At 58.8% G+C, this 24,298-nt stretch carries 20 protein-coding genes and 1 riboswitch; of the genes, 14 read left to right on the plus strand and 6 right to left on the minus strand.

Annotation, left to right across the window (positions count from 1 at the left end; genetic code table 11):
- Positions 1–33 precede the first annotated feature (33 nt).
- Entirely contained in the window at positions 34–1,227 is a 1,194-nt protein-coding gene (locus ACVWZF_RS06985; protein WP_041437268.1) for a metallophosphoesterase, read from the minus strand.
- 219 nt (positions 1,228–1,446) lie between these two features.
- Between ACVWZF_RS06985 and ACVWZF_RS06990 the strand changes: the two genes are divergently transcribed.
- Positions 1,447–1,881 carry a Fur family transcriptional regulator gene (locus ACVWZF_RS06990; protein WP_011432942.1) on the plus strand — a complete coding sequence of 145 codons (435 nt, stop codon included), beginning with the start codon at positions 1,447–1,449 and terminating at the stop codon, positions 1,879–1,881.
- A 47-nt stretch (positions 1,882–1,928) separates the two neighbouring features.
- Here the strand turns inward: ACVWZF_RS06990 and ACVWZF_RS06995 are convergent, their stop codons facing one another.
- The 3 genes from ACVWZF_RS06995 to ACVWZF_RS07005 all read right to left on the minus strand — a co-directional run bounded on the left by ACVWZF_RS06995 (position 1,929) and on the right by ACVWZF_RS07005 (position 5,189).
- On the minus strand, positions 1,929–4,034 hold the full coding sequence (locus ACVWZF_RS06995; RefSeq protein ID WP_457411166.1) for a thioredoxin domain-containing protein: 2,106 nt from the start codon (positions 4,032–4,034) through the stop codon (positions 1,929–1,931).
- A 106-nt stretch (positions 4,035–4,140) separates the two neighbouring features.
- Positions 4,141–4,644, minus strand: a complete 504-nt coding sequence (locus ACVWZF_RS07000) for a GNAT family N-acetyltransferase (protein WP_414415804.1) — start codon at positions 4,642–4,644, stop codon at positions 4,141–4,143.
- Between the two features lie 77 nt (positions 4,645–4,721).
- Positions 4,722–5,189 (minus strand): SRPBCC family protein, encoded by a 468-nt coding sequence (locus ACVWZF_RS07005; protein ID WP_457395324.1) that lies wholly within the window; start codon positions 5,187–5,189, stop codon positions 4,722–4,724.
- 294 nt (positions 5,190–5,483) lie between these two features.
- Here ACVWZF_RS07005 and ACVWZF_RS07010 point away from each other — a divergent pair, with 294 nt between their 5' ends.
- The gene (locus ACVWZF_RS07010; RefSeq protein ID WP_238376947.1) at positions 5,484–6,260 is read left to right on the plus strand and encodes a DUF502 domain-containing protein; all 777 of its coding nucleotides are present in this window, start codon (positions 5,484–5,486) and stop codon (positions 6,258–6,260) included.
- On the opposite strand, the gene ACVWZF_RS07015 is transcribed toward ACVWZF_RS07010, so the two are convergent.
- Together ACVWZF_RS07015 and aroA are read right to left on the minus strand one after the other, a co-directional pair.
- The gene (locus ACVWZF_RS07015) at positions 6,257–6,607 is read right to left on the minus strand and encodes a TIGR03792 family protein (protein WP_011432948.1); all 351 of its coding nucleotides are present in this window, start codon (positions 6,605–6,607) and stop codon (positions 6,257–6,259) included. The two genes, ACVWZF_RS07010 and ACVWZF_RS07015, sit on opposite strands and share 4 nt — an antisense overlap.
- 35 nt (positions 6,608–6,642) lie before the next feature.
- Entirely contained in the window at positions 6,643–7,977 is a 1,335-nt protein-coding gene (aroA, locus tag ACVWZF_RS07020; RefSeq protein ID WP_457411168.1) for a 3-phosphoshikimate 1-carboxyvinyltransferase, read from the minus strand.
- Positions 7,978–8,193: 216 nt separating this feature from the next.
- On the opposite strand from aroA, the gene rsmH reads away from it, so the two are divergent.
- The 12 genes from rsmH (at position 8,194) to ACVWZF_RS07080 (ending at position 24,273) form a co-directional block, all read left to right on the plus strand.
- Entirely contained in the window at positions 8,194–9,123 is a 930-nt protein-coding gene (rsmH, locus tag ACVWZF_RS07025) for a 16S rRNA (cytosine(1402)-N(4))-methyltransferase RsmH (protein ID WP_457411186.1), read from the plus strand.
- Positions 9,124–9,299: 176 nt separating this feature from the next.
- Positions 9,300–9,848: a hypothetical protein gene (locus ACVWZF_RS07030; RefSeq protein WP_457411169.1), complete on the plus strand. Its 549-nt coding sequence runs from the start codon at positions 9,300–9,302 to the stop codon at positions 9,846–9,848.
- Positions 9,849–10,190: 342 nt separating this feature from the next.
- Positions 10,191–10,343, plus strand: a riboswitch (cobalamin riboswitch).
- A gap of 38 nt (positions 10,344–10,381) precedes the next feature.
- Positions 10,382–12,352: a TonB-dependent receptor plug domain-containing protein gene (locus tag ACVWZF_RS07035; protein WP_457411171.1), complete on the plus strand. Its 1,971-nt coding sequence runs from the start codon at positions 10,382–10,384 to the stop codon at positions 12,350–12,352.
- Between the two features lie 128 nt (positions 12,353–12,480).
- On the plus strand, positions 12,481–12,888 hold the full coding sequence (locus tag ACVWZF_RS07040) for a DUF1636 domain-containing protein (RefSeq protein ID WP_041436418.1): 408 nt from the start codon (positions 12,481–12,483) through the stop codon (positions 12,886–12,888).
- 11 nt (positions 12,889–12,899) lie between these two features.
- A complete protein-coding gene (locus ACVWZF_RS07045) occupies positions 12,900–13,769 on the plus strand; it encodes a (2Fe-2S) ferredoxin domain-containing protein (RefSeq protein ID WP_011432955.1) in 870 nt (289 codons plus the stop codon).
- A gap of 4 nt (positions 13,770–13,773) precedes the next feature.
- Entirely contained in the window at positions 13,774–14,421 is a 648-nt protein-coding gene (locus tag ACVWZF_RS07050; protein ID WP_011432956.1) for a hypothetical protein, read from the plus strand.
- A gap of 104 nt (positions 14,422–14,525) precedes the next feature.
- Positions 14,526–16,592, plus strand: coding sequence for an ArsA family ATPase (locus ACVWZF_RS07055; protein ID WP_457411172.1), 2,067 nt, complete (start codon positions 14,526–14,528; stop codon positions 16,590–16,592).
- A gap of 32 nt (positions 16,593–16,624) precedes the next feature.
- Positions 16,625–18,685 (plus strand): NAD-dependent DNA ligase LigA, encoded by a 2,061-nt coding sequence (gene ligA, locus ACVWZF_RS07060; protein WP_457411187.1) that lies wholly within the window; start codon positions 16,625–16,627, stop codon positions 18,683–18,685.
- Positions 18,686–19,497: 812 nt separating this feature from the next.
- Positions 19,498–20,844, plus strand: a complete 1,347-nt coding sequence (clpX, locus tag ACVWZF_RS07065; protein ID WP_414329044.1) for an ATP-dependent protease ATP-binding subunit ClpX — start codon at positions 19,498–19,500, stop codon at positions 20,842–20,844.
- A 70-nt stretch (positions 20,845–20,914) separates the two neighbouring features.
- The gene (locus tag ACVWZF_RS07070) at positions 20,915–21,604 is read left to right on the plus strand and encodes a potassium channel family protein (protein WP_414329043.1); all 690 of its coding nucleotides are present in this window, start codon (positions 20,915–20,917) and stop codon (positions 21,602–21,604) included.
- Between the two features lie 11 nt (positions 21,605–21,615).
- Complete coding sequence (locus tag ACVWZF_RS07075; protein ID WP_457411174.1) at positions 21,616–23,088, plus strand: TrkH family potassium uptake protein; 1,473 nt, start codon at positions 21,616–21,618, stop codon at positions 23,086–23,088.
- A 78-nt stretch (positions 23,089–23,166) separates the two neighbouring features.
- The gene (locus ACVWZF_RS07080) at positions 23,167–24,273 is read left to right on the plus strand and encodes a phosphotransacetylase family protein (protein ID WP_457411175.1); all 1,107 of its coding nucleotides are present in this window, start codon (positions 23,167–23,169) and stop codon (positions 24,271–24,273) included.
- Positions 24,274–24,298: the final 25 nt, after the last annotated feature.

Here is a 24,298-nt window from a genome sequence, read left to right on the forward strand (position 1 = left end):
ACGGCTCATCAATCTTTTGCCAAGACGGAGACGTTAATCCCGACACAGGGATCCAATACGAGCTTGGCAGGTGGCGATTTCTTGGGGGGTGAGGTTGTCCCAATTGACGTCGCGGCGCAGCACCAAGCCATTGTGCCCAGTGATGAAACGGGGCAGCTCTGCTTGGTCGATCACGCTCAGATCCCGCATGTGATAGGTAGTGTAATAGGTAACATCTGGGCTCTCGAAATCCACGTCGATAAGGGTGAGGGTCTTGCGGGGGGGCAGAGGGCTGCCCAAGAGAGGACGAGGGCCAGAGCCGAGAATGCCGCAGTGAAGCAGTTGCAGTTGCCCTTTGTGGCCAGGGTAGTAGCCGTGGTCGTGGCCGCTGATGTAGGTGTGGACGCGGTACTTCTCCAGCAGAGCCCGTTTGGCATCCGCCTCCAGCAGCACTTCTCCCGGATCGTCGCGCCCGACAGTGATGGCGTAGAGGGGCAGATGGCCGATGACAATGCGCAACTTGGCCTTCTGAGCCCGTTCGCTGGCCAGAGCCGCTTCCGCCCAGGCCATTTGTTCGGGCGGGATGTAATTGCAGGTGGCATCCCAGACTAGGTAAAACACATCGTCTTTTTCAAAGGTGTAGTAGAAGGGAAAGTCCCCCCGATCCACAAAGTTCAAACCTGGGTCGTGGGCCGGATCGTTCCAAAACTCGCGGGCCAGATCCCGTTCTTTTTGAAAGAGAAAGCCGCCCCGGGTGGTGCGGGCACAGGAAGCATCGTGGTTGCCCAGCGTGAAGCCATAGGGGAGTTTGGCCGCACGGATTGGGCCGGCCACATGCCGGTCGAAGGCTGCCCACATGGCCCGGATGCGCTCCTCCGAGAGGCGGGGATCCTGACCGGCCACCATATCTCCTCCTCCCAAAACAATATCCGGCTGAAGATAGGGGATGAGGCCGATGCCCCGATCCACCTCTGGGTCGTATTCCACCGAGCCGTAGATGCCGTTCATGTCACTGATGACCAAGAGGCGCAGATCTCGGCGGGGGGGGATGTAGAGGCCATGGGGGGCATCTGGATGGGGGACGACGGTGGGGGTGGGCTGGGGGGTAGGAGAGGGGAGAGCGGCTCTAGGGGATCCCATCCCTGGGGCTAGATGAGAGGGCTGCTGCCGACTGGCCCAATAGGCTCCTGCCAATCCACTGCTGCTGGCCAACCCCAACAAACCCAGAATTACCTTGCGCCGCTGCATGATCTTTGCCCCCAACACTCCAGCGGTATTGTAGAAAATCAAAAGGCTGATGTTGGGCTCTTCCATCTGCGCACGGCCTGGACTCGGCTCGAAGATGGCTATGCGCGGCAGCTCTTGTAGAGTTCGGGGTGTTTTTTGAACAACTGTTGACGCACAAATGCTACCTTGGTAGAGATGAGCAACTACCTATCTCAGACTCGGTATGACTTGAGGTTTTCCATGCCTCGCCCCTTGGATTCTTTGGAAGCTGCTTTGGAACGGTGCCGGGAGTGCAATCTGCGTTTGAGCCGACAGCGCCGTTATATCCTGGAGCTGCTGTGGCAGTGTGGCGAGCACCTCTCCGCCCGCGAGATTTACGATCGCCTAAATCAGCAGGGCAAACCGATTGGCCACACGTCCGTTTATCAAAACCTGGAAGCTTTGGCCAGCCACAACATTGTCGAGTGCTTGGATCGTGCCGATGGGCGCCGCTACGGCAACCGCACCCATCCCCACAGCCACGTGAACTGTCTGGATAGCAACCGCATCTTGGATGTGGACGTGGAGCTGCCGCCTGAACTGCTGGCCCAAGTGGAGCAACAAACGGGCACCCGCATCCAAAGTTACCGCATTGAGTTTTTTGGGGTGGAAAAGCCTGCGGAGCCCCAGCGGTAACCTTGGCAAAGGGATCCCTGCTGCCCTGAGCAAAAGTTGGGCAAAGGTCAGTAAGCTCGATTTTGGCCTTTGCCGATTTGCGACTGGATTTGCTCGAGAGAACTGGCAGGGGCCAGGCATTTGTTGCCCCAGCACACCAGCCCTAGAGCTCCTTCCGGCAGAGGTTCGGCTTCGGTGGGGAGAGCAAAGACGGTGGTGGGCCAAGATCGTTGCTGAAAGGCGGGAATGGAATCGGCCTCCAGGGTGACTTTCACCCAATTGCTGTACCAATCCAGTCCGGCAAAAAGGCTGGGGCAGGTGCGCGGCTGGGTGCTCATGATGTGGGCAAAGGTTTTCAAGGCCTGCTCTGCCCGCTCCAGGTAGTCCAGATCTCCAGTGAGGGCGGCAAGGCGCACCAGGTTGGCAATGGCCACCCCATTGGCTGCAGGGGTAGCGTTGTCCTGGAACTCCTTCTCTCGCACCAACAGCTCAGGGGCACTCTGGGCATCGCTGACAAAGTATCCCCCCCTGGCCGGATCCCACAGTTGCGCATCCATCTCCTGCTGGAGCTGGAGGGCAGCCTGCAACCAGTCTTGAGGGGTGGGATCCCCCACCAGAGGCAGGCAGGCTTGCTGCAAGTCCAACAGGGCCTTGATCAGCAGGGCGTAATCTTCCGATTTGGCGGGCACCTGAGCTGTGCCATCGTAGTTCAGGCGCAACAGGGATCCGGTCTCAGGGTGGCGCTGCTGGCTGAGGATGAATTGGGCAGCCCGCAGAGCGAATTGCAGATAGTCTGCGTTGCCGAACACTTGATAGGCCCGCGCCAGGCCGGAGATCATCAAGGCGTTCCAAGAGACGATCATCTTGGTGTCGGTGACAGGTGGGATTCGCCCTGGCCAGGATTGCAGACGGGCCGATTGGGCATCCACTGCCGGAGGGAAGGGAACTCGTCGATCCGCAGAGCCATAGCGTGCCTGAAACAGATGGGTGGTCAAGGCGGCTTCAACTTCTGGCGGCAACGCTCCTCCCTGTTGGCGCTGCAAGACGATGCAGCCGGGCCGATCGGGGAAGTTGCCCCCCGGCGATAGGTCAAACGCCTGCTGCAAGGCGCGGAAGGTTTCTTCCCCCAAGAGCTCCTGCAGCTCCTGCCAGCGCCAGACGTAGAACTCTCCCTCCTCTGGCTCTCGATCTTCTGCCCGGGCAAAGCTGTCGGCATCTTGAGCGGCGTAGAAATACCCGGCAGGGGCGGTCATCTCTCGCGCCACCCACTCCACCGTCAGCCGCACCGCCCGCTCGATGGCCGGATCTTGGATACCGTGCGCCCACAGATCGGAGAGAAACTCTAGGATCTGCCCGTTGTCGTAGAGCATCTTTTCAAAGTGGGGCACCGTCCAGGTGGGATCCACGGTGTAGCGGTGAAATCCTCCGGCCACATGGTCGAAGATCCCTCCCAGCACCAAGGCCATGCCTCGCTCTTTGGCCCGTTCCAGAGCGCTCTGCGAGCCGGGGATCCCTTCTGGTGGGTCGAAGCGGGCCGAACGCAACACCAACTGGGCGTAGGGCATCATGGGAAATTGCTGCACCGCCCCGGCATTGGAGAGCAAAGGCTGGATCTTAGGGATCCCAGAGCGCAGCAGGTCGGCGGGAATGTGGTCTTCCGGCACTAAGTCGCTGAGGGTGGTCAGAGCCGTCAAAATCTGGCCTTTCATCTCCTCTATTTTTTCCTTTTCCTGCCGGTAAAACTGCAGGATGCGCTGCAGCAAGGCCAGAAACCCCGGGCGGCCAAAGCGGGGCTCTACGGGAAAATAGGTGCCGGCGTAAAAGGGCACCAGGTCATCGGGCGTGAGGAAAACATTGAGGGGCCACCCCCCCTGCCCGCTCATGAGCTGCAACGCCTGCATGTAGATGCTGTCGAGATCCGGCCGCTCCTCGCGATCCACCTTGATGGGCAAAAAATGGGCATTCAAAAAGGCGGCAATTTCAGGGTTGGAGAAGGCCTCGCCCTCCATGACCGTACACCAGTGGCAACTGGAATAGCCGATGGATAGGAAAATCGGCCTATCCTCGGCCCGGGCTTTCTCCAGAGCTTCTGGGATCCAAGGCCACCAGTCCACCGGGTTCTCGGCGTGCTTGCGCAAATAAAGGCTGGAACTTGTGGCGAGGCGATTGGCCATGAGTACACCCTCTCACCCTTTTTGCTTTTCAGGCTAGCGCGTCCTCCTCCCAAGGCAGAGCCAACCCACTGTTGTTCAAGATACACTCACCCAGGATCCCTGTCGGTCAAGCCTGCTCCTGCTCGGCAGCCGGGATCAAAAACTCCAGAGGGCGCCCGTGCAAGACCAAGGTGGTGCTGGGGTTTTCCACAAAGCCGATCCGCTCGTAAAAGCCGCGCTGATGGGTTGTGAACAGGTAGATGCGCTCCACCGACTGCAGGTGGGGATGGCTGATCAGGGTTTCCACCAACTTGCGCCCAATGCCCTGACGTCGGTAGTCGTGATCAACCACGATATCCCAGAGGACGGCTCGGTAAACCCCATCGGAAGTGGCGCGGCCAAAGCCAATCAGGCGCTCCCCATCCCAGGCGCTGACCACCGGATGGCTGTGGGCAACGGCCCGCTCCATCTCCTGCCGCTGGCGATTCTGCGCCCAAAAGGCATTGCGGTTCAACAGCAGGAGAAGTTGATCCAGATCCAGCTCGCCCCGCTCCAGAGAGAAGCGAATGTTGCGGTTGTCCACCGGCTGACGAGAGAGGGCAATGACAGGCTCAGGAGAGGGATCGGGCATGAAGAAGACCTTTGCAGCAGTGAGGGTTGGCAAGGAAGGGGGAGTTCAGCAAAACACTTGGGCCTGACAAACTGAGGCTAGCTGGCCGAGGCATTGTCGGCGGTTGGCCCCGCATGCTCTAGGGCATAGGCTTTGAAGCGCTCCAGATCCGCCTGGATGGTGCTCTCCACCACTTTGCCCACAAACAGGCCATCCAAGATTTTGCCGAGGATCCCCGGGATCTTGTAGGCCACCGACAGCTTCACAATGGTACTGCCTTTGCGGTCGTAAAAGCGCAGCGCGCCCCGATTGGGCAGCCCCTCCACCGAACTCCAGCCGATGTGTTGGTGTTTCACCACCGTGTGGGTGCGGGAGATCCAACTGAAGGTGAGGCCGCGGGTATCCAGTGTCCACCGGGATAGCTCCTGATCCAGCAATTCCACCGAGCGGATCCACTTCATCCAACGGGGCATGAGGGTGAGGTTGGCCCACAAATCCCATACCTGCTCAATGGGAACAGGCACCTCCACCTGACAGGTATGCTCTAGCCAATCTGACTCTGACATAGGGCCTCCCACGCAACACCCGGCAGAAACACAAACCATCCAGGGGCTTGGCCACAACGCCTCGGGACGGGATCCCTGCCTTTACAAAATTTTATATCGACTTAAGATAGCATTATCGGCCTGATGAAAGTTTGGGGCTCTGCGCTTTTTGGCAGCCCGATTTCTTTTGCCGGCAAGTTGCGGCTGCCCCCCGTGAGGGCAACGCAGAAGGCAGGTATCATGATTGCCATCTGCAAGCTTCACTTGCAAGGGTTCGATGCATCCACTCGGTTGACTCGACGGGACGACCTCACCATGGTTTCACAATGGAAACAGCATCTGAAGAACTACTTCGTGGCGGGGTTGCTGGTGGTGATCCCTCTGGCAACTACCATTTGGCTGACGGTGGAGGTGGCCACCTGGAGCATTGGCTTTCTGACCAGCATTCCGAAGCAGTTCAATCCCATCCAGGGTTTGCACCCGATCTTGATCAACCTCATCGATCTGGCGGTGGGCCTGTTGACGCCGATTGTGCTCATCCTGTTGATTGGCTTCATGGCCCGCAACATTGTCGGCCAGTGGCTGCTCAATCTCAGCGAACAGTTGCTCCATGCGATTCCGGTGGCGGGGCTGGTGTACAAGACCTTGAAGCAATTGGTCAGTGTTTTGTTTGCCCCCAACAATCAGCGCTTTCGGCGGGTGGTGCTGGTGGAATATCCCCGACCAGGAGCTTGGGCGCTGGCCTTTGTGACGGGCACCATTCAAACTCCCATTCGGCCCGATGGGCCGCAGCGCTCCCTTGGACTGTTTGTGCCCACCACCCCCAATCCAACGACGGGCTGGTACGCCATTGTGCCGGAAGACCAAGTGGTGGAAGTGTTCATGCCGGTGGAAGATGCTTTTAAGATGCTCATTTCCGGCGGCATTGTCACCCCTGAGAGTTTTGAAGCGGGGCTGCAGCGGCGAGAAGGAGCTTTGGCCGTGACCATGCCCAGTTTGCGGGAGCTGGTGGAGCAGGAGCGGGTGGCAGGATCCCCCAGGGCTGACTCGGTGGGCTCTGAGGTAGGTTTTGAGACTGAAGGGATCCCTTAATCCTGCTTTCCTGTCCCTGCAGAAGGGCCGGGCTGCCAGAGCTGGTATTCTTTGGCCTGTTCCAAGCGCACATAAAAAGGCCGCATTTGCCGATCCAATGCCTCCACTTGCTCGGAGGGAAAGGCCTTCCAGTCAGCACGGCTGGCCCAGCGGAGGATGAGGTGGACAAGTTCGGGATCCTCTTGATCCAGCCAAACTTCTTTGCCCAGAAAACCCGGATGCCGGCGCAGGGCGGATCCCCAAACCCGCTCGTCTTGCTCAAGAAAGGCTGCTTGCCCACCGGGAGGAACCCGGAAGCAGAGATGTTCGATAGCGATAGGGCCGGGCGGGCTGGGGCAGGTCGACATAGGAGCAGAGGCGGCAAAGTTAAAGATGGGCCCTCTCAAGACTCCAGGGGGGAAGCAGTCAATCGTTGCAGGGTGGGAATGAAGTCGGGGTAGGAGATGCGGGCACAGTCGGCTCCCCTGAGGAGGGTGGATCCCTGCGCTCCTAGAGCTGCCACCATCAGGCTCATGGCGATGCGGTGATCCTCGTAGCTGTCGACCTCGGCCCCGTGAAGAGGGATCCCTCCCTTGATTTCCAGGCCATCAGGATATTCAGTGACCTGGGCTCCCATGCGGCTCAGCTCTTGGGCTATGGCAGCCAGACGGTCGCTTTCTTTCACCCGCAGCTCTGCGGCATCGCGAATCACCGTGATCCCTTCGGCAAAGGCAGCCGCCACCGCCAAAACTGGGATCTCGTCGATCAAGGTGGGGATGAGATCGCCGGCGATGGTGCAGCCGCGCAAGCGGGCCGAACGCACCCGCAGATCTCCCAGGGGCTCACCGGCCATTTCCCGGAGGTTCTCAATTTGGATGTCAGCCCCCATCTCCTGCAACACCCGTAGTGCACCGGTACGGGTGGGGTTGAGGCCCACATCCCTTAGCAGCAATTCGCTCTCGGGCACAATGGAGACGGCCACCAGCCAAAAGGCTGCCGAGCTGATATCCCCCGGCACCTGAACTCTCTGGCCCACCAGGCGGGATCCCCCCACCACGGCCACGGTTTTTGTTTCCGGATCCACCTGAATGTTGGCCCCGAAGGCCCGCAACATCCGTTCCGAGTGGTCCCGAGAGAGAGCCGGCTCGGTGACTTGGGTGGTGCCTTCCGCCAGCAGACCCGCCAGCAAGAGGCAGGATTTTACCTGCGCTGAAGCCACCGGGGAGCGGTAGTGAATGCCCTTGAGGGATCCCCCTTGTACGGCCAAAGGTGCCAACGTCCCACCGGCCCGTCCCCAAATGCTGGCCCCCATCTGCCGCAGCGGTCCTACCACCCGCCCCATGGGCCGCGAGCGCAGGGAGCGATCGCCGGTGACGGCAAAAAAGCGCCCGGCCTGGCCAGCCAGGATCCCCAGCATCAGGCGCAAGGTGGTGCCGGAGTTACCTGCATCCAACACGTCTGCCGGTTCTTGCAGCCGGCCCAGGCCAACTCCCCGAATGCGAACACACTCGCTGTTGAGCTCCGAAATATCTGCCCCCAGCGCCCGAAAACAGGCTGCCGTCCTGCGGGGATCCTCTCCCAGCAACAGCCCTTGGATGGTGGTTTCTCCTTCGGCCAGGGATCCCAGCATCAGGGCGCGGTGGGAAATGGACTTGTCGCCGGGGATGCTCACTTGGCCGCGCAGGCCCTTGGCCGGCGAGAGAGTGAGGATATCGGTAGAAGAAGAGTGAGTCAACACAGCAACTCTGATGGCAGACTGGGCAAAAGCGGCAGCAGTCTCATCTTACTCAGGCCCGGACTCATGCCCCAGAGATCTTACCAGGGATCCCAAGACAGCCTGTCTTTTGACGGCAACCCCTCTTTTCCCAGAGGATCACCTTAACAACATGGATTCCTCGGTCGGGGCCTGGCCTCGGCCTTTTTTTTGCAGATACTGAACTTTGTAGCAGCAGAAATAGAACCCCCGCAGACCGTGCTTGGCAAGGTGTATCAACACGACTCTGTTTTGACCGAGGAGGTGATGGCCTACCTGCAACCCCAGGGGGGCGGTATTTTTTTGGATGTGACGTTGGGAGGGGGTGGACACAGCTTGGCGCTGCTGCGGGGGGGAGCTGCTCGAGTGGTGGGGTTGGATCGGGATCCGGCGGCTCTACAGGCGGCGCAAGCGCGTTTTGCAGCAGAAGGGATCCCCGGCAGCCGCATCCAACTGTGGCACCTCAATTTTGCCGATTTCGATCTGCAGCAGCATGGCTTTCGGGATGAGCAGGGGCAGGGGATCCCCTTCGATGGCATCGTGGCCGACTTGGGGGTGAGTTCGCCGCAACTGGACTGCCCTGAGCGGGGATTTAGCTTTCGCGGGGAGGGGCCGCTGGACATGCGCATGGATCCCAGTACAGCTCAGGAGACTGCCGCCGATTGGGTTAATCATCGCCCGGTCGAAGAGTTGATCGAGATTTTCACCCGTTACGGCGAAGAGCGATTTGCCCGCCGCATTGCCCATCACATCGAGCAGGCTCGTCCCCTCGCCACAACTACCCAGTTGGCCCAGGTGGTTTGGCAGGCGGTACCTCCGGCAGCTCGGCGAGGCCGCATCCACCCGGCCACCCGCGTCTTTCAGGCGTTGCGCATTGCCGTGAACCGAGAACTGGAGGCTTTAGAAACCTTGCTGGCCCAAGCCCCCACTTGGTTGAAACCCGGCGGCAGGTTGGCCGTGATCAGCTTCCATAGCCTTGAAGATCGCTTGGTGAAATGGGCCTTCCGCAGGGATCCCCGTTGGCAGGTGCTCACCCCCAAGCCCTTGTCCCCTTCCGAACTGGAACGGCAACGCAATCCACGGGCCCGCTCTGCCAAACTGCGAGTGGCTGCCCGCAGCAGTCAGATGTAGGTTTAGGTTGGTTCTCCCGCTCTCAAGAGATCGGCTACCGTGAAGCGGACAGCTGTCCTGCTGAGGCCGGGAATCGGGAGAAGGGGGTTGCTGTTGGGGGGCGCGGGGAACTAGGGTGAAGCGGAACCGGCGGTCTCACACCGTCGGATTCCTTGGTGTGTGTGAGGTTAAGCCCTATGGTTAGCCAGCCTTTGAACGCAGGTCTTGATCGTCCCAAAAGCCCTCGTCGCCACAGACAGCCTTCTGCTCTGAGCCGACCCCTCTCCGGTACAGTTCAGGCCAGCCGCACCCAACCTTTGAATTTGAAGTTGAAATCAGCCCATCCTCGCAGCCAGCATCTTGCTTGGGCAGAACACCTAGCCTGGTGGAAGCAAATCTCCACAGGGATGGCTATCCTCTCCGGCGTTTCAGTGTTGAGCCTTTACAGTTGGACTGTGCATACCCAAAGCCGGTGGAGCCAGCGTTACCAGGTGTGGCAGCAGATGCAGCGCAACGAACGACAGTTTCTGCTGACTCAAGAATCCATTGCCAATTCTCTCCGGGAAATCGCCGACCGCTCCGAAATGGTGCCGCTGGTACCGGATCGGATGATCGAGGTGCCGATTGCCTCTCCCAGCCAAGTTGAGCCGGATCCAGCCCACCAGGCAACGGCTTTGCCAGAAAGAGCGCTCCGCGCCGCTCACGCGACCGAAAAAGCCCCTCTTTTCTACCCGGTTGGGTACTAGTCCAACAGATCCAGTCGATGGCGGCTAGGCCAGCGTCTCTATCTTGCTCTCCCAAAAGCCCTGGGTCTTGTGAAGTCTCGGTGTATCTCTATTCTCCAAAAAGCCAAGGGATCTCTGAGTTTCAGGATCCGGAGTAGGTGGGGGCAATCCTTCAATCGCTTACAAAGCAACAAAGCAATCTGGCCCAAGTTTTTCAAATTTTAATGGGATGTCGCCCATCCGAAGCTCTGGGACTGCAGATGGGATCCCATCTACCCCTGGGGATGACATCCCCCCTGGCAGGATAGGAACTCCAGAGCAGGGGATGTATGATGCCTAGCACGGCTTTTTCGGAGCAATCGCAGAGAAAGCTGTACCGACAGGTTGTCCTGGGGATCAGCCAGGGCATGTAAAGGGGAAAGTCCGGTGCAAATCCGGCGCTGTGCCGCAACTGTGATGGGCTTGGGCTAGACCCATGCCCTCAGTCAGGATGCCCGCCTGCGGTTCTGGCTCGTCTTTCTTCCGCGTCGCACGGAATCAGGAGCTTTAGGAAAATGAATCCCATTCTAGGTCTCAGCCTGGCGCTGGGGGGTCTTGTTTTGGGGATCCCAGCGTGGGCGCAGCCGGCGGCCTCTTCACCTTCAGCTCAAGAGGTGTTGGAAACCGGTGTTAGCGCCGAGATTTTAAATCAACCCGTCACCACACCTTTTCGCCGTCCTGGTTTGCTGCGGGATTCTTCCCGCCCGGTTTACGTCATTACCCGCCAGCAAATTCGAGAGCAAGGGGCAAGAACGGTTCAGGAGGCCCTGCGCTACCTGCCCGGGATCCTCAGCGACGGCACGGCGGGAACCCAGTTGGGAGCCCTTAGCTCCCAGTTTATGCGGGGAGGACGAACGGCCCAGGTGTTGGTGCTCTTGGATGGCCGCCCCATTAACGACCTGGGCTTTTTTGGCGGGTTCGATCTGTCTCAGATCACTACAGATGTGGTCGAGCGTATTGAGATCTCTCCAGGTGGGGGCTCCACCTTATACGGCTCCGATGCCGTTGGCGGGGTCATCAACATCGTGACGCTGGATCCAAAGCCGGGATCCGAGACCGTGCTGGAAGCGGCTATCGGCAGCTACGGCCTCAATGAGCAAGGGATCCAAAACCGCGGCCAAGCGCAGGATCTGGGCTGGGTGGTCAGCTATCGCCGTCTGCAGAGCAACAACGACTTTCCCTTTGAAATTAGGCGTTTGGGCAAAGCAGGCAGGCGGGAGAACTCGGCAGTGGAGTACCACAACCTACAAGCCAAACTCACCTGGCAACTGGCAGAAGGCCAGGTCCTAACCGGAAATGCCCTTTATCTCAATAAAGCGTTTCAGGTGCCTGGCAGCACCGAGTTTCCCTCCCCCGATGCAGTGCAAAACACCAACGACCTGCTGTTAGATCTCAGTTGGCTGTGGGATCAAGAGAGGGGATCCCTGCAAGCCAGGGTATTTTTTGACGACCTCAACTATCGCTTCAGCGCCCCACAAAGCCAGGGATCCCGGGATGAGATCCTGCGAACGGGGTGGGGATCCCAACTGCAATACACCTGGAAGGCTGCTGAAAACCTGGAGCTTACTCTAGGAGCGGATTACCGATCCATTTCAGCTCGCAACACCACCTTCTCCTTTGCCAGGGGATCCACCAACGTCAACTATGACAATACTGTGAATCAGGGGGCATTCTTCGCCCGCCTGGATTACAGGCCACAGCCCAACTTTTATCTCAACTTAGGTGTTCGCCAAGATTCGAGCAATCTGGTCAACGGTTCGGCCACCTCTCCTGCCGCAGGGATCCGCTGGGTTTTGGCAGAAGGCACCACCCTGAGGGCCAATTATGCCGGCAGCTTTCGCACCCCCTTGATCTCAAACCTGTTCTTTCGGCTGCGCGGCTTTTTTGAAGTCGACGGCAACCCCAATTTGCGACCGGAGCGGGGAGAGAGTTTTGACATTGGCCTGGATCAGGCTTTGGGAGATTTTGGCCTACTGCGCTTGACCTTTGCCCATAACCGCATCCGCGATGGCATTACCTTTGTCAGCACTGGCCCGCGCAGGGGAACCTACGAAAACATTGAGCTCGTGGAATACACGGGCTTGGAAGCAGCCCTGGATTTGCGATTGGGGGAAAACTGGACTCTTTTTGCCAACTACACCCTGAACGATCCCATCATCCGCTCGGCGCTGGATCCCAAAGCGGTTGGCAAACAGCTAGCCTTCGTGGGAGCAGACAGCTTCAACCTGGGCCTGAGCTACCGCGATGCAGAGGATCGGTATGCCTCAGTTTTCCTGCATCACATTGGCACTTTCTTTACCAACAACGCCAATACCCAATCTCTGCCCGGCTACACCAACCTGGCTCTGCGGGGAGGGATCCCAGTAGCAGAAAATCTCGCTCTAGAAGTGGGGGTTGATAACCTGCTGGATGAGCAATATGAGGTTTTCCCCGGCTACCCCGGAGTGGGTCGCACCGTTCGGCTTAATTTAAGGGGCCAATTTTAGAGCGACTTGAGGCTGACTTTTAGCTGTCTAACTCACTGCTGAATCCTTGGCCAAGACATTGAGATCGTCTTTGCCTCTTCTCACACCCTTTGCTTGGACAGAAACCTATGACTATATCAAGGAGCACCATGTCTCGATCAACTTCCCAGTTGCCCATCCAAGCTGGCAGCGCTGCCCAGCAACCCAGCAGCCATTGTCTTTGGGTTTGTGTCACTTGCGGATCTCGGTGGGTTAACGGCCAAAAAGAAGGGATTAGCAAGGGAGAAATGCTGCTGTCTGCCCTGCAATCTCAAACCCTCAATCCTCAACTGACCCTGAAGCCGGTTGCCTGTATGAGCGGCTGCAGCCATGCTTGTGTCGTTGCGTTGGCAGCACCTCAAAAGATGACCTATGTTTTTGGAGATCTCGATCCAAAAGATGTGGATCTCATTCTGCAGACAGCAGAGCTCTACCTCACCAAGCCAGATGGGATCCTACCCTGGGCCGAGCGCCCCCTCAAAAAAGGGGTGATTGCTCGTATTCCACCACTGCACTGAGGAGCTTTCTCATGGCCACTTTTACCCCCTGGATAACCCCCCTCCATCAAGCTTGGCAGGAAGTTTCTCTGACGGGTTGGACAACCCTTTATGAAGGGATCCCTGCCCATATTGACTGCTTGGGGCCGTTGCTCTACGAGCTGTTTCAAGAGCACTGGGCCGAGATCCAGGTGGGCCATGTGGCGGAAGGCGGGGTGCTGGAGCTGGCTTTCAAGAAACCTCCAGCTTTGTGCGTGCTCTACGATGGCTATCTAACCGTTGCCACCGAAACTTGGCACCTGCATTTGTGCCTGGAGGAGCACCAAGGCGGCCCCCATCGCAAGACCCCACCCGAGCTGCGCCGCAAAAGATTGGTTAGCCGTGCTGCTCTCTACCGGCGCCTCAATCCCCAAGGTCAGCCCCGCATGTGGGGGATCCAATTCTGGAATGGAGCAGAAGAGCCTTTGCTGCAGATTTTTCTGCCCAGCCCCTTTTTGGGGCCAGAGGAAGACTACCTGCCGGAAGGCAAAGCAGATTACCAAAAGCTTTCTCTTTACGAGCGCATCCGCGCCATCTATGTGCAGGGGAAAGAGCGGATCCCCTATGAGGATAACCCTCTTAAACGTCCCTACCTTGCCGTTTGTCGTTCCAGCCGTTGTTATCCTTCCCGCAACTACCAACCGGTTGTGGAAGCTCTGGAATCGGCTCTTCGAGAAGCCAACCTGGACGTACAGGTTATCACCTCAGGCTGCTTGGAAGTTTGCCAACAGGGGCCCGTGGTTTTTTACTCTGGGGATCGCACCTGGTACAAGCGGGTTACTCCCCAAGTAGCTCGGCAAATTGTTTTTGAGCATTTGCTTAATAGCTGTCCTCTGAAAGACCACCTTTTTCCAGGAGATTAAAGTCATGATTGGCCTGCAATCGAGTGCTCAACCTATCCCCATTCCCAGCTCTCGCCGCTTAATCCCAGCCCCACTTTGGATACAAGCTGCTCAAGATTTGGCCCAAGGCTGGTTCTGGCCCAGCTTGTTTACCACCGTCGGCTGTCTCAGCAATATTGCTTATACATGTACCCTTCCTTTTGTAACTGTTGGTATTGTTGCAGGCACAACTTTAACCCGCCAAAGGGCAGCCATTAGTGCTTTGATGATTTGGCTGGCCAACCAAATCTTTGGCTACACCTGGCACAACTATCCCCGCACTCCCGATTCGTTTGCCTGGGGGTTGGTGCTGGGGATCGGCACGGTGGGGATTGCTCTTGCTGGCGGTTACCGACCTCTGTTTTCTCAGTCCAAGCCGCTTCGGCCAAGGCAACTGCTGCTGAACTATCTCTGGATCCCGGCCATGCTCATCTTGGGGTTTCTGGCTTTTGAAGGGCTGATTTTGGCCGCCGGCCTGGTTTTGGGGGGAACGGAGGGCCTGACCCTGCCCATTCTGGGCAAAATCTGGCTGCACAACTGGCTGTGGACAGGACTTTGGATTGGGATCCACGCGCTGCTGGTGTGGGACAGAGGACGTCGCCGGGTGTGGCTGGGAGAGGAGAAACTGCGGTGAGCTGCTCCCGTACAAGCTCTTCCCATCCCGTCAGCGGTGCGGAGTACCTTTGCAGTGATCTAGAGCATCCCCAAGAGGGATCCAGGCCAAAATAGGGGCGACCTATGTGGGAGGGGATCCCTTTGCAACTCAGTCGCGTTAACAGTGAGGAGCATTCCTGCCATCCTCTGCTCTTGGCTTCCCAACGCCTCTTGCTGTTCAGCGGCAAGGGAGGAGTGGGCAAAACAACCTTGACCTGCGCGCTGGCTCGCCAACTGGCCCAGGTGGATCCCCAGCGCCGTCTGCTCCTGATGTCCACGGATCCCGCCCACTCGCTGGGGGACGTGCTGCAAATCTCGGTTACGGATGTGGCCCAACCCTTGCCGGATCGCCCCAATTTGCAGGTGCGGGCTTTGCAAGCGGAGATTTTGTTGCAATCTTTTCGGCAAACCTATGGGCCGGCCCTGGAGCTCATTGCCGAGCGGGGCAGTTGGTTTGGCCGAGAGGATCTGCTGCCGATCTGGGATTTAGCCTGGCCGGGGGTGGATGAGCTGATGGCGATTCTGGAGGTCAACCGGCTGCTGGCTGGGGAGGAGGTGGATACCGTTATCTTGGACACGGCCCCCACCGGGCACACCCTGCGGCTGTTGGAGCTGCCCGACTTTTTGGATAATCTTCTGGCTGTGTTTGCCACCTTTCAGGCCAAGCATCGGGAGATCGCCCAAGCCCTGACAGGCACCTATCGACCGGATGAGGCGGATGCGTTTTTGGCCCAGTTGCAGGGGGAACTTGAGGGGGGCAAAGCCCGCTTGACCAATCCGGAGAGCACCTCTGCTTGGCTGGTGATGATCCCGGAGCAGTTGAGCGTGGCGGAAACCCGCCGCTTTTGTCAGCAACTGCAAAACCGCCGCGTGCCCATCGGCGGTCTTCTGGTCAATCAGGTGCTGCTTGCAAGAGAGAATAACAGCCAACCTTCGCTGCCCGCTGCTCTCCCCTCTCCTCTCTACTCGGCGCGGCAACAGGAACAGGGGCGCGTGCTCAAAGCCCTGCAGGAGGAGCTGCCCGGATACTCTATCTGGGTCTGTCCTTATCAACTACAGGAGCCGGTTGGGTTGGCGGCCCTGGATGAGCTGGTGCAGCAGCTTCGCCCCTTGCCAGAGGTGCTGCTGGAGTTGGAAGGGATCCCAGAGCAAAAAGCAGAGAGCCAAGAGAAGAGAAAGTCTCTCTTCTCCACCCTCTTCCCTTCCTTCAAGGGGATCCCGTCCCTACCGGATTTTTTGACCCAAGGGATCCGACTGGTGTTGGTGGGGGGCAAAGGGGGTGTGGGCAAGACGACGGTGGCCGGGGCCCTGGCTTGGAACTTGGCCAAGCGCCATCCCGACAAGCAGCTCTTGCTGGTCTCCATCGATCCGGCTCACTCGTTGGGGGATCTGTTTCAGACGAAACTGGGTCAGGATCCCATTCCCCTGCTGCCCAACCTGCTGGGGCAGGAGATCGATGCGGCGGCGGTGCTGGAGCAATTCCGGCAGGATTACCTGGAGGAGGTGGCGGCCATCTTGGCGGGGGAGGGGACGGCAGGGGTGGAAGTCCAATACGACCCGCAGGCGTGGCGGCAACTGCTGCAGATGCCCCCACCCGGCTTGGATGAGGTGATGGCCCTGTTGAGTGTTCTCCGACAGGAGACGAGCGGGCAGTTCGACCTGGTGGTGCTGGACACGGCTCCCACAGGCCATCTCTTGCGGTTTCTGCAGATGCCCCAGGCTCTGGAGGGCTGGGTAAGCTTGGCCCTGAAGCTGTGGCTGAAATATCGGGATGTGGTGGGCAGGCCGGAATGGGCGCAGCGGATGCGGGAGCTCTTGGCCCAGGTGCGACAGCTCCGGCAGCAGCTCCAGGATCCCCAGTTTGTTACCTTTATCCCCGTCTTTAACCCCGAGCAAGCAATTCTGGCGGAAACCGAGCGTCTCTTGGCGGAATTGGATGCTTTGGGGATCCCTCATCCCTACGCCGTTCTCAATCGGGTGTGGTTAGAGGATTCTACCCCCTTTGGAGAGGCCCTCCGCCGTCGTCACCAGACTCTTCTGGCCCAGCTCCCCCAGCCATTTTCCCAGCAGGCCATCTTGACCATCCCCTTCCTACATCCTCCCAGCTTGGAGAATATCGGCTCCTACTTATTGGCTCCTCAGGAGCCCTAACCTAGGGGTAGACCTTGCTCACCCAAGGAGTTATGGATCCCCATCTGGAAGAACGCGCCCGCGAGCTGCGCACCCTGCTGCAGAAGGCCAGCATTGCCTACTATGTCCACGATGCGCCCATCCTGGAAGACAGCGTTTACGACCGCCTCTACCGCGAGCTGCAAGAGCTGGAGCGGGCTTACCCTGAACTGGTCACTCCCGATAGCCCTACTCAGCGGGTGGGAGAAAAACCTGCAGAGCATTTTCCCACCGTCTTCCACCGCATCCCCCTCTACAGCTTGGAAAACGCTTTCAACCCAGAAGAGCTAGAGGAGTGGCAAGAGCGTCTGCTGCGAGTTTTGGGCCGTGCCCCTGTTCCCGACAGCAGGACAGAGGGAGAGCTGGAATATGTATGTGAGCTGAAGATTGATGGCGCCGCCTTGGCCCTAACCTACATCGAGGGTCTTTTGGAGCGGGGTGCTACTCGGGGGGACGGACAGGCCGGAGAGGACATCACCCCCAACGTGCGCGCCATTCGTTCGATTCCCCTGCGGCTGGCGACAGCAGATCCGCCTCCCGTTTTGGAGGTGCGGGGGGAAGTCTATCTGGCCCTAGCCGAGTTTGAACGGATCAACCAAGAGCGTCGTTCCGCTGGGGATCCCCCCTTTGCCAACCCGCGCAACTGTGCTGCCGGTACCCTGCGGCAGTTGGATAGCCGCGTTGTGGCCGCCCGCAAGCTCAGCTTCTTCGCCTACGCCCTCCACTGGCCGGAGGGATGGCCTGCCGGGGATCCCCCGCAAACCCAGTGGCAGTGTCTGCAGCAGCTCAAGGAATTGGGATTTCCAGTCAACCCCCTTTCCCAGGTCTGTCGGGGCTTGGGAGAAGTGATCCAGTTTTACGAGCGATGGCGGGGTGCCCAGCTCCCCTACGCCAGCGACGGGGTGGTGGTGAAATTGAACTCCTTGCGGCTGCAGGAGGAGGCCGGCTTTACGCAAAAATTTCCCCGCTGGGCCATTGCCCTCAAATACCCTGCCCAGGAAGTCCCCACCCGCATCCGCGCCATCGTGGCCAGCGTGGGCCGTACCGGCGCCGTCACTCCAGTGGCAGAGCTGGAGCCGGTTCCTTTGGCCGGCACCCTTGTCAGCCGCGCCAGCCTGCACAATGCCGATCGCCTGCGGGAGCTGGATGTGCACATTGGCGATACTGCCATCGTGCGCAAAGCCGGGGAGATCATCCCGGAGGTGGTCGGGATCCTAAAAGAATTGCGCCCTGCCGACGCTGTTCCCTACAGCCTGCCCAGCCAGTGCCCCGAATGCCACGCCCCTTTGGTTCGTCCCCCCGGCGAAGCCGTGACCCGCTGCCCCAACCCCGAGTGCCCGGCTAAGTTGCGGGGCCAATTGCAGCACTGGGCCAGCCGCGATGCTTTGGATATCGAAGGCTTAGGGGAAAAGCGGGCAGCCCAATTGGTGGAGAGCTTGGGGGTGCGCACCGTAGCCGATCTCTACCGCCTCACCCCAGAGCAGTTGCAGGGCTTGGAGGGGATGGGATCCCGCTCCAGCCAAAAGCTGGTGCAAGCCATTCAGCGCTCTCGTCAACAGCCCTGGGAACGAGTGCTCTACGGGCTGGGGATCCCCCATGTGGGGGTGGTCACCGCCCAGATTTTGGCCGGCCATTTTCCCACCCCTGAGCTTTTGGCCCAAGCCAGCGCAGAAACCATCGCCCAGATCTATGGGATAGGCGCGGAAGTGGCGGAAGCGGTGGTGGCCTGGTTTGCCGAGCCGGCCCATCGTCGCCTGTTGCAGGAGTTGCAGGCGCTAGGGATCCCCGCTCTTCCTCAGCAGGAGAACCCTGCCGTCTCCCAGATCCTGGCCGGGAAAAAATTCGTAATCACCGGCACCTTGCCCACCCTCTCCCGCCAGCAGGCCAAGGCTTGGATTGAGAGTCGGGGGGGCAAAGTCACCGCCAGCGTCAGCCGCCAAACCGACTACGTGGTGGTGGGCTCTGACCCCGGCTCCAAGCTGGAGCAAGCCCAACAACTGGGGATCCCCCTGCTGACCGAAGCGGAGCTGTTGGCGCTGGATCCCACCGTGGAATCCGGTGATCTGCATCCTTGACAGGGTGGATCCCCGAAAAACTTGGGTAGGGTGGGTTGTCTTAGCGGCAGGGATAATTTATGATTCATCTCTAGTGAGGAGTGGACGCCAATAGGGGGAAGCGAACGAAACACGGACAGTTCCTTCCCCTTTTTGGTTACAAAAAGGCGCGGCCACACCTCCAAAAAGTATCCAACTTAACTGAAGGATTCCTTTGCCAGTGCCAGATAAGTTCAACTATGATGGGATCAGCGGAGACGCATGTTTCCGTTCACTCCTCACACCATCTTCCGCTCGGCGTCAAGTCGGGCGGTTTTTCTATAAATCCGTCCAAAGGATGTATGACCATTCCCGATAGCAGCGAAACGGCTCACCCCTTCCATTTCCAGTTTTCCTCCTTGTAAGACACTTGGGGAGAACCGAGGCTGTGGCGTTTGCACGGGTAGCGCAGAGCGCTGGAGAAGCTTATGGTCACTTTGAAGCAAGAATGAAACACCTCCGTTGCATTGCTTCCCAGCTCCCTTTTGAAGAGTGGGTGGTCGCGGAAGCGGCACGGAGCGCTTGGGAAGTGTCTCAATCCAGTTTGAAATGACTATATCTCCAGTCTTTCCAGTTGATCCCCATGGGAATCTCTTGGCACCCTGCCCCCTTGGGGATCCGGAAACAAGCCCTACGAGCCCAGTGGAGATGCTAGACTAGTAGGTCAGTGAGATTCCACCAACTTCGGCCTCCTTACGCTTTCGCAGCCAATTTGCGACTGGATTGGAAGGTTTAGTTTTCTTCTGGCTTTTGCCGGATTAGGATAGCCAAGAGCAAGCAGCAACGAGGATCCCATGGCCAAATATGACTCCCATCTAAAGTGCTCCTTCTGCAACAAGTCACAGGATCAGGTGCGTAAGTTGATTGCGGGGCCGGGGGTCTACATCTGTGACGAGTGCGTGGAGCTCTGCAACGAGATTTTGGATGAGGAACTCTACGACGGCAACACTCCTCCTGCTGCCGCCCCTGCCGGCGGCCGGCGTGAAGCTCCTAAAAAATCCTCCCGCAGCCTGCCTTCTTTGGCGCAGTTGCCCAAGCCGCAGGAGATCATGCGCTATCTCGACCAATATGTGATTGGCCAAGAAAAAGCTAAGAAGGTTTTGTCGGTGGCGGTTTACAACCACTACAAGCGTCTGGCTGCCAAGGCCAACCCCGGTAGCGTCGGAGTTTCGGAACTGGATGAGGTGGAGCTACAGAAGTCCAACATTTTGATCATTGGCCCCACCGGCTCCGGCAAAACCCTGCTGGCGGAAACCCTGGCCCGCATGTTGGATGTGCCTTTTGCGGTTGCAGATGCTACCACCCTTACGGAAGCTGGCTATGTGGGCGAGGATGTGGAAAACATCCTGTTGCGCCTGCTGCAGGTGGCGGACATGGACGTAGAAGAGGCCCAGCGCGGCATCATCTACATCGACGAAATCGACAAAATTGCCCGCAAAAGCGAGAACCCCTCCATTACCCGCGATGTCTCCGGCGAGGGGGTGCAGCAGGCTTTGTTGAAGATGCTGGAAGGGACAATAGCCAACGTGCCTCCCCAGGGAGGGCGCAAGCACCCCTATCAAGACTGCATTCAAATCGACACTTCCAACATCCTCTTCATTTGCGGGGGGGCTTTTGTTGGCCTGGAAAAAGTAATCGAGCAGCGCATTGGCAAGAAATCGATGGGCTTTATCAAGCCAGGGGAGCAATTGTCGGTTAGCCGCGAGCAACGTATGGCCAATGCCCTCAAGGCTTTGGAGCCTGAAGACTTGATCAAGTACGGCATGATTCCCGAATTCACGGGGCGGCTCCCGGTAGTGGCGACTTTGGATCCGCTGGATGAGAAGGCGCTGGAGGCGATCCTGACGCAGCCCAAAAACGCCATTCTCAAGCAGGCGCAGAAGCTGTTGCGCATGGACGGGGTGGAACTGGAGTTCGAACCTGCCGCCATTGCTGCCATTGCCAAAGAAGCTTATCGCCGCAAGACCGGGGCTCGTGCCCTGCGGGCCATTGTGGAAGAGCTAATGCTGGATGTGATGTACGAGGCACCCTCCCGCCGCGACCTGAAATACATCCGCATCACCGCAGAGATGGTGGAGCGCCGTTCCACCCGCGAGCTGATTCCTCACCCCTCTACGCTGCCCAAGCCTGAGTCGGCCTAGAGTCGCGGCCCTTCCGATCCCTGCTGGATGAACTTATGATCTGTTCTTGAAAGAGGGGGCAGGAGATCCTATGGCAGGGACTGCGTTCCGCTGGCGCGAACGACAGAGGGTGGATCGTGAATATGCGGTAATTGGTCTGGGGCGCTTTGGTTCTAGCTTGGCTCTCACCTTGATGGAGCGAGGGCACAATGTCTTGGGGATCGACCGCAGCCGTGAGATCGTGCAGCGCCTGGCGGATCAGCTGACGCAGGTGGTGGCACTCGATTCCAGCGATGAAGATGCGCTGCGAGCGGTGGATATCCTCTCCTTCGACACGGTGGTGGTGGCCATTGGCAGCGATTTTGAGAGCAATTTGCTGACGACGGTGGCCCTGAAAAGTCTGGGGGTGCGCAATGTGGTCTGTAAGGCGTCGACCGAGCGGCAACGCTCTATTCTCCTGCGAGTGGGGGCAGATCGGGTGGTGTTGCCGGAGCAAGAGGCAGGGCGCCGTTTGGCTCAGGTGTTGACAGCACCGGGGATCCTAGATCAGCTAGAGCTGGAGCCGGGCTACAGCATTACGGAATTACAGGTGCCGGAGGCGTTGGTGGGCCATACGCTGGCGGAGTCGGATCTGCGTCGCCGCTTCGGCATCACGGTGCTAGTGGTGAAGCGAAAGCAATCGCTGGTGGTCTCTCCCCCCGCAGACTACCTGCTGGAAAAGGGGGATTTGCTGGTGGTTCTGGGGGCCAATACCAACATCTCGCGGCTGAATGAAATGTAGGGAGGGCTCCGATGAGAGAGGGCTCCGTCCCGCTTCCGCCAGAGGAGGGCTCTGAGTGCTTGGTTCCACCGGTACCATCCCGCGCCCGCCACCTGCCGACACCGGGCTCGGCATTGTCTCAGTCCTCTAGGGCCTTTGGGAATCGTCTGCAGTGGTTTTTCGGGGGGGACAGGCGTCGCCCGCTGCCACCGCCATTGCGCCTGGTTGTAGGGTTGGGGCTCTTGGCAGTGGTGGGAACTTTGGTGCTCATGTTGCCGGGGATCGGGCGCGGGGATCCCTTGAGCTGGAATGAGGCACTGTTTACGGCCATGTCGGCCTTGAGTGTGACGGGTCTCTCGACGATTGTGGCGGCGGAGGATCTCACCCTGCTGGGCCAGATTGTCTTGCTGATCCTGATTCAGATTGGCGGGGTGGGCTTCATGGTGTTGGCGGTGGTGGTGTTTCAACTGATCGGGCGGCGCATTTCCCTGCTCAATCGCTTGGCGCTGTGCAATTCGCTGGGTCTAATCGATCCGGGGGCGATCTTGGAATTGACTCGGCGGGTGCTGCTGGGGGTCACCCTCATTGAGTTGGGGGGGGCTCTGCTGCTCTGGGTGCACTGGCGGGATCTCTATGGGCCGGAGCGGGCGGTTTTTCTGGCTATTTTTCACGCGGTGTCGGCCTTTTGTAATGCAGGATTTGACCTGTTTGGCCGGGAAGGGATCCCTACAGACGGTCTGTCGCTGGCGATTTTGGCCGGTCTGATTTTTATCGGCGGTTTGGGCATCCCGGTTTTGTCGGATTTGTTAACCTGGCCGCGGGGCCACCGCCCCTCTCTGCACACCCGGATTACCCTGGGCGTGGTGGTGGTTTTGCTCTGCACGGGCGGCATTGGCTTGTTTTTGGGAGAGAGCTTGCCCGGTGGATCCCTGCTGGAGGTGAGCTGGCCCCGCCGCTTGGGCCTGACGTTTTTTCAATCGGTTTCTGCTCGAACGGCTGGGTTTGCCGGGCTCCCCATTGAGGATCTGACCCCGGCCAGCCAGTTGCTGCTGATGGCTCTCATGTTTATTGGGGCAGCCCCAGCTTCTATGGGGGGCGGCATGACCACCGGCACCTTGGCGGTGTTGGTGTTGGCCCTCTGGGGCTATGCCCGCGGTTTGCCCAGCGCTCAGATTGCCGGGCGCAGCTTGGATCCCTCCATGGTGCGCAAGGCGGCAGCGGTGTTAACGGTTTCTCTGTTTGTGGTATTGTTGGCGGCTTGGTTGATTTTGCTGACCCACAGTAACAGTAGGTTGGATCCGGTGTTGTTTGAGGTGATCTCCGCCTTTGCCACCTGCGGCCTCTCGACGGGCTTTACCGGGGAGCTCAACTGGTTTGGCCAACTGATCATTGTGCTGGTGATGTTCTGGGGCCGGTTGGGGGCATTGACGATTGTCTTGGCCTTGGCTCAACAACAGCCCCGCCCGTTGGTAACCTACCCTGAAGAGTCGATCCTAATCGGTTAGTCCAGAACTGAGGAGAGAGCAGCCTCCGTTAGACTGAGTAAGGGATCCCTTCGTCCCTCTCGTTACCGGGAGCCATCCGTGTCCAAGTTCCTTTTAATTGGTTCTACTGAGCCCTTCAGCGGTAAGTCGGCTGCCATCTTGGGTTTGGCCAAGCATCTGCAGCAGCAAGGGATAAAAGTCACCTATGGGAAGCCCATCGGTTCTTGCGAGCGGGAAGATTGCTCGCTGGAAGGGGGCGATCCGGATATGCGCTTTGTGGCGGAGTCTCTGCGGCTGACGATGGATCAAATGCCGCCGATGCTGCTCCGGCTCAACGAAGAGGCTTTGCTGGCTCAAATGAAGCGAGCTCCCGGGGATCCAGCTCCAGAGTGCCCGGTTGCCCCTCTGTTGGAGTTTGTCCAGCGCTCCCCTGCCGATTTGGTGCTGCTGGAAGGCCCAGCCGATCTTTACGAGGGGGAATTGTTTGGCCTGTCGCTGGCCAAGATGGCCCAAGCCCTGGATGCTCCGGTACTGCTGATCAGTCGCTACCATTCCTCCTTGGCTGTTGATTCTCTTCTCTTTGTCCATCGTCAACTGGGATCCCGCTTGGCAGGCGTGCTGCTGAACGATGTGCCGCCCGACCAGGTGCAACCGGCAAAAACGATCATTCGGCCTTTTTTGGAGGGACACGGGATCCCGGTGCTGGGGATTTTGCCCTCCCATCGCATTTTGCGCAGCATCAGCGTTGGGGAGTTGGTGCGGCAACTGGATGCCGAGGTGCTCTGCTGTCCGGATCGGATGGACCTGATGGTTGAAGACATTGCGGTAGGGGCGATGAACGTCAACTCGGCCTTGAAGTACTTCCGTAAGCTGGATCACAAGGCGGTGATCACCGGCGGAGACCGCACCGATATTCAACTGGCCGCCCTAGAAACTTCCACCCTCTGCCTGATCTTGACCGGCAAGCTCCCTCTGGATCCCCGCATTCGGTCTCGAGCAGAAGAGCTGGAAGTGCCGATTCTCTCGGTGGATCTGGACACCTTCACCACCATCAACCGCATCGAACGGGTTTTTGGGCAGATTCGCCTACACGAGGAGGTGAAAGTCCGCTGCATCCAAGAGCTAATGTCAGCGAATTTTGACTTTTCCCGTCTCTATGCTCATTTGGGCTTGACACAACCCCTAGTGTCGGCGGTAGGTGCATAAGAAAAGTTATTACTGGCTTCTCTGT

The sequence above is a fragment of the Thermostichus sp. OS-CIW-30 genome, assembly GCF_054060215.1.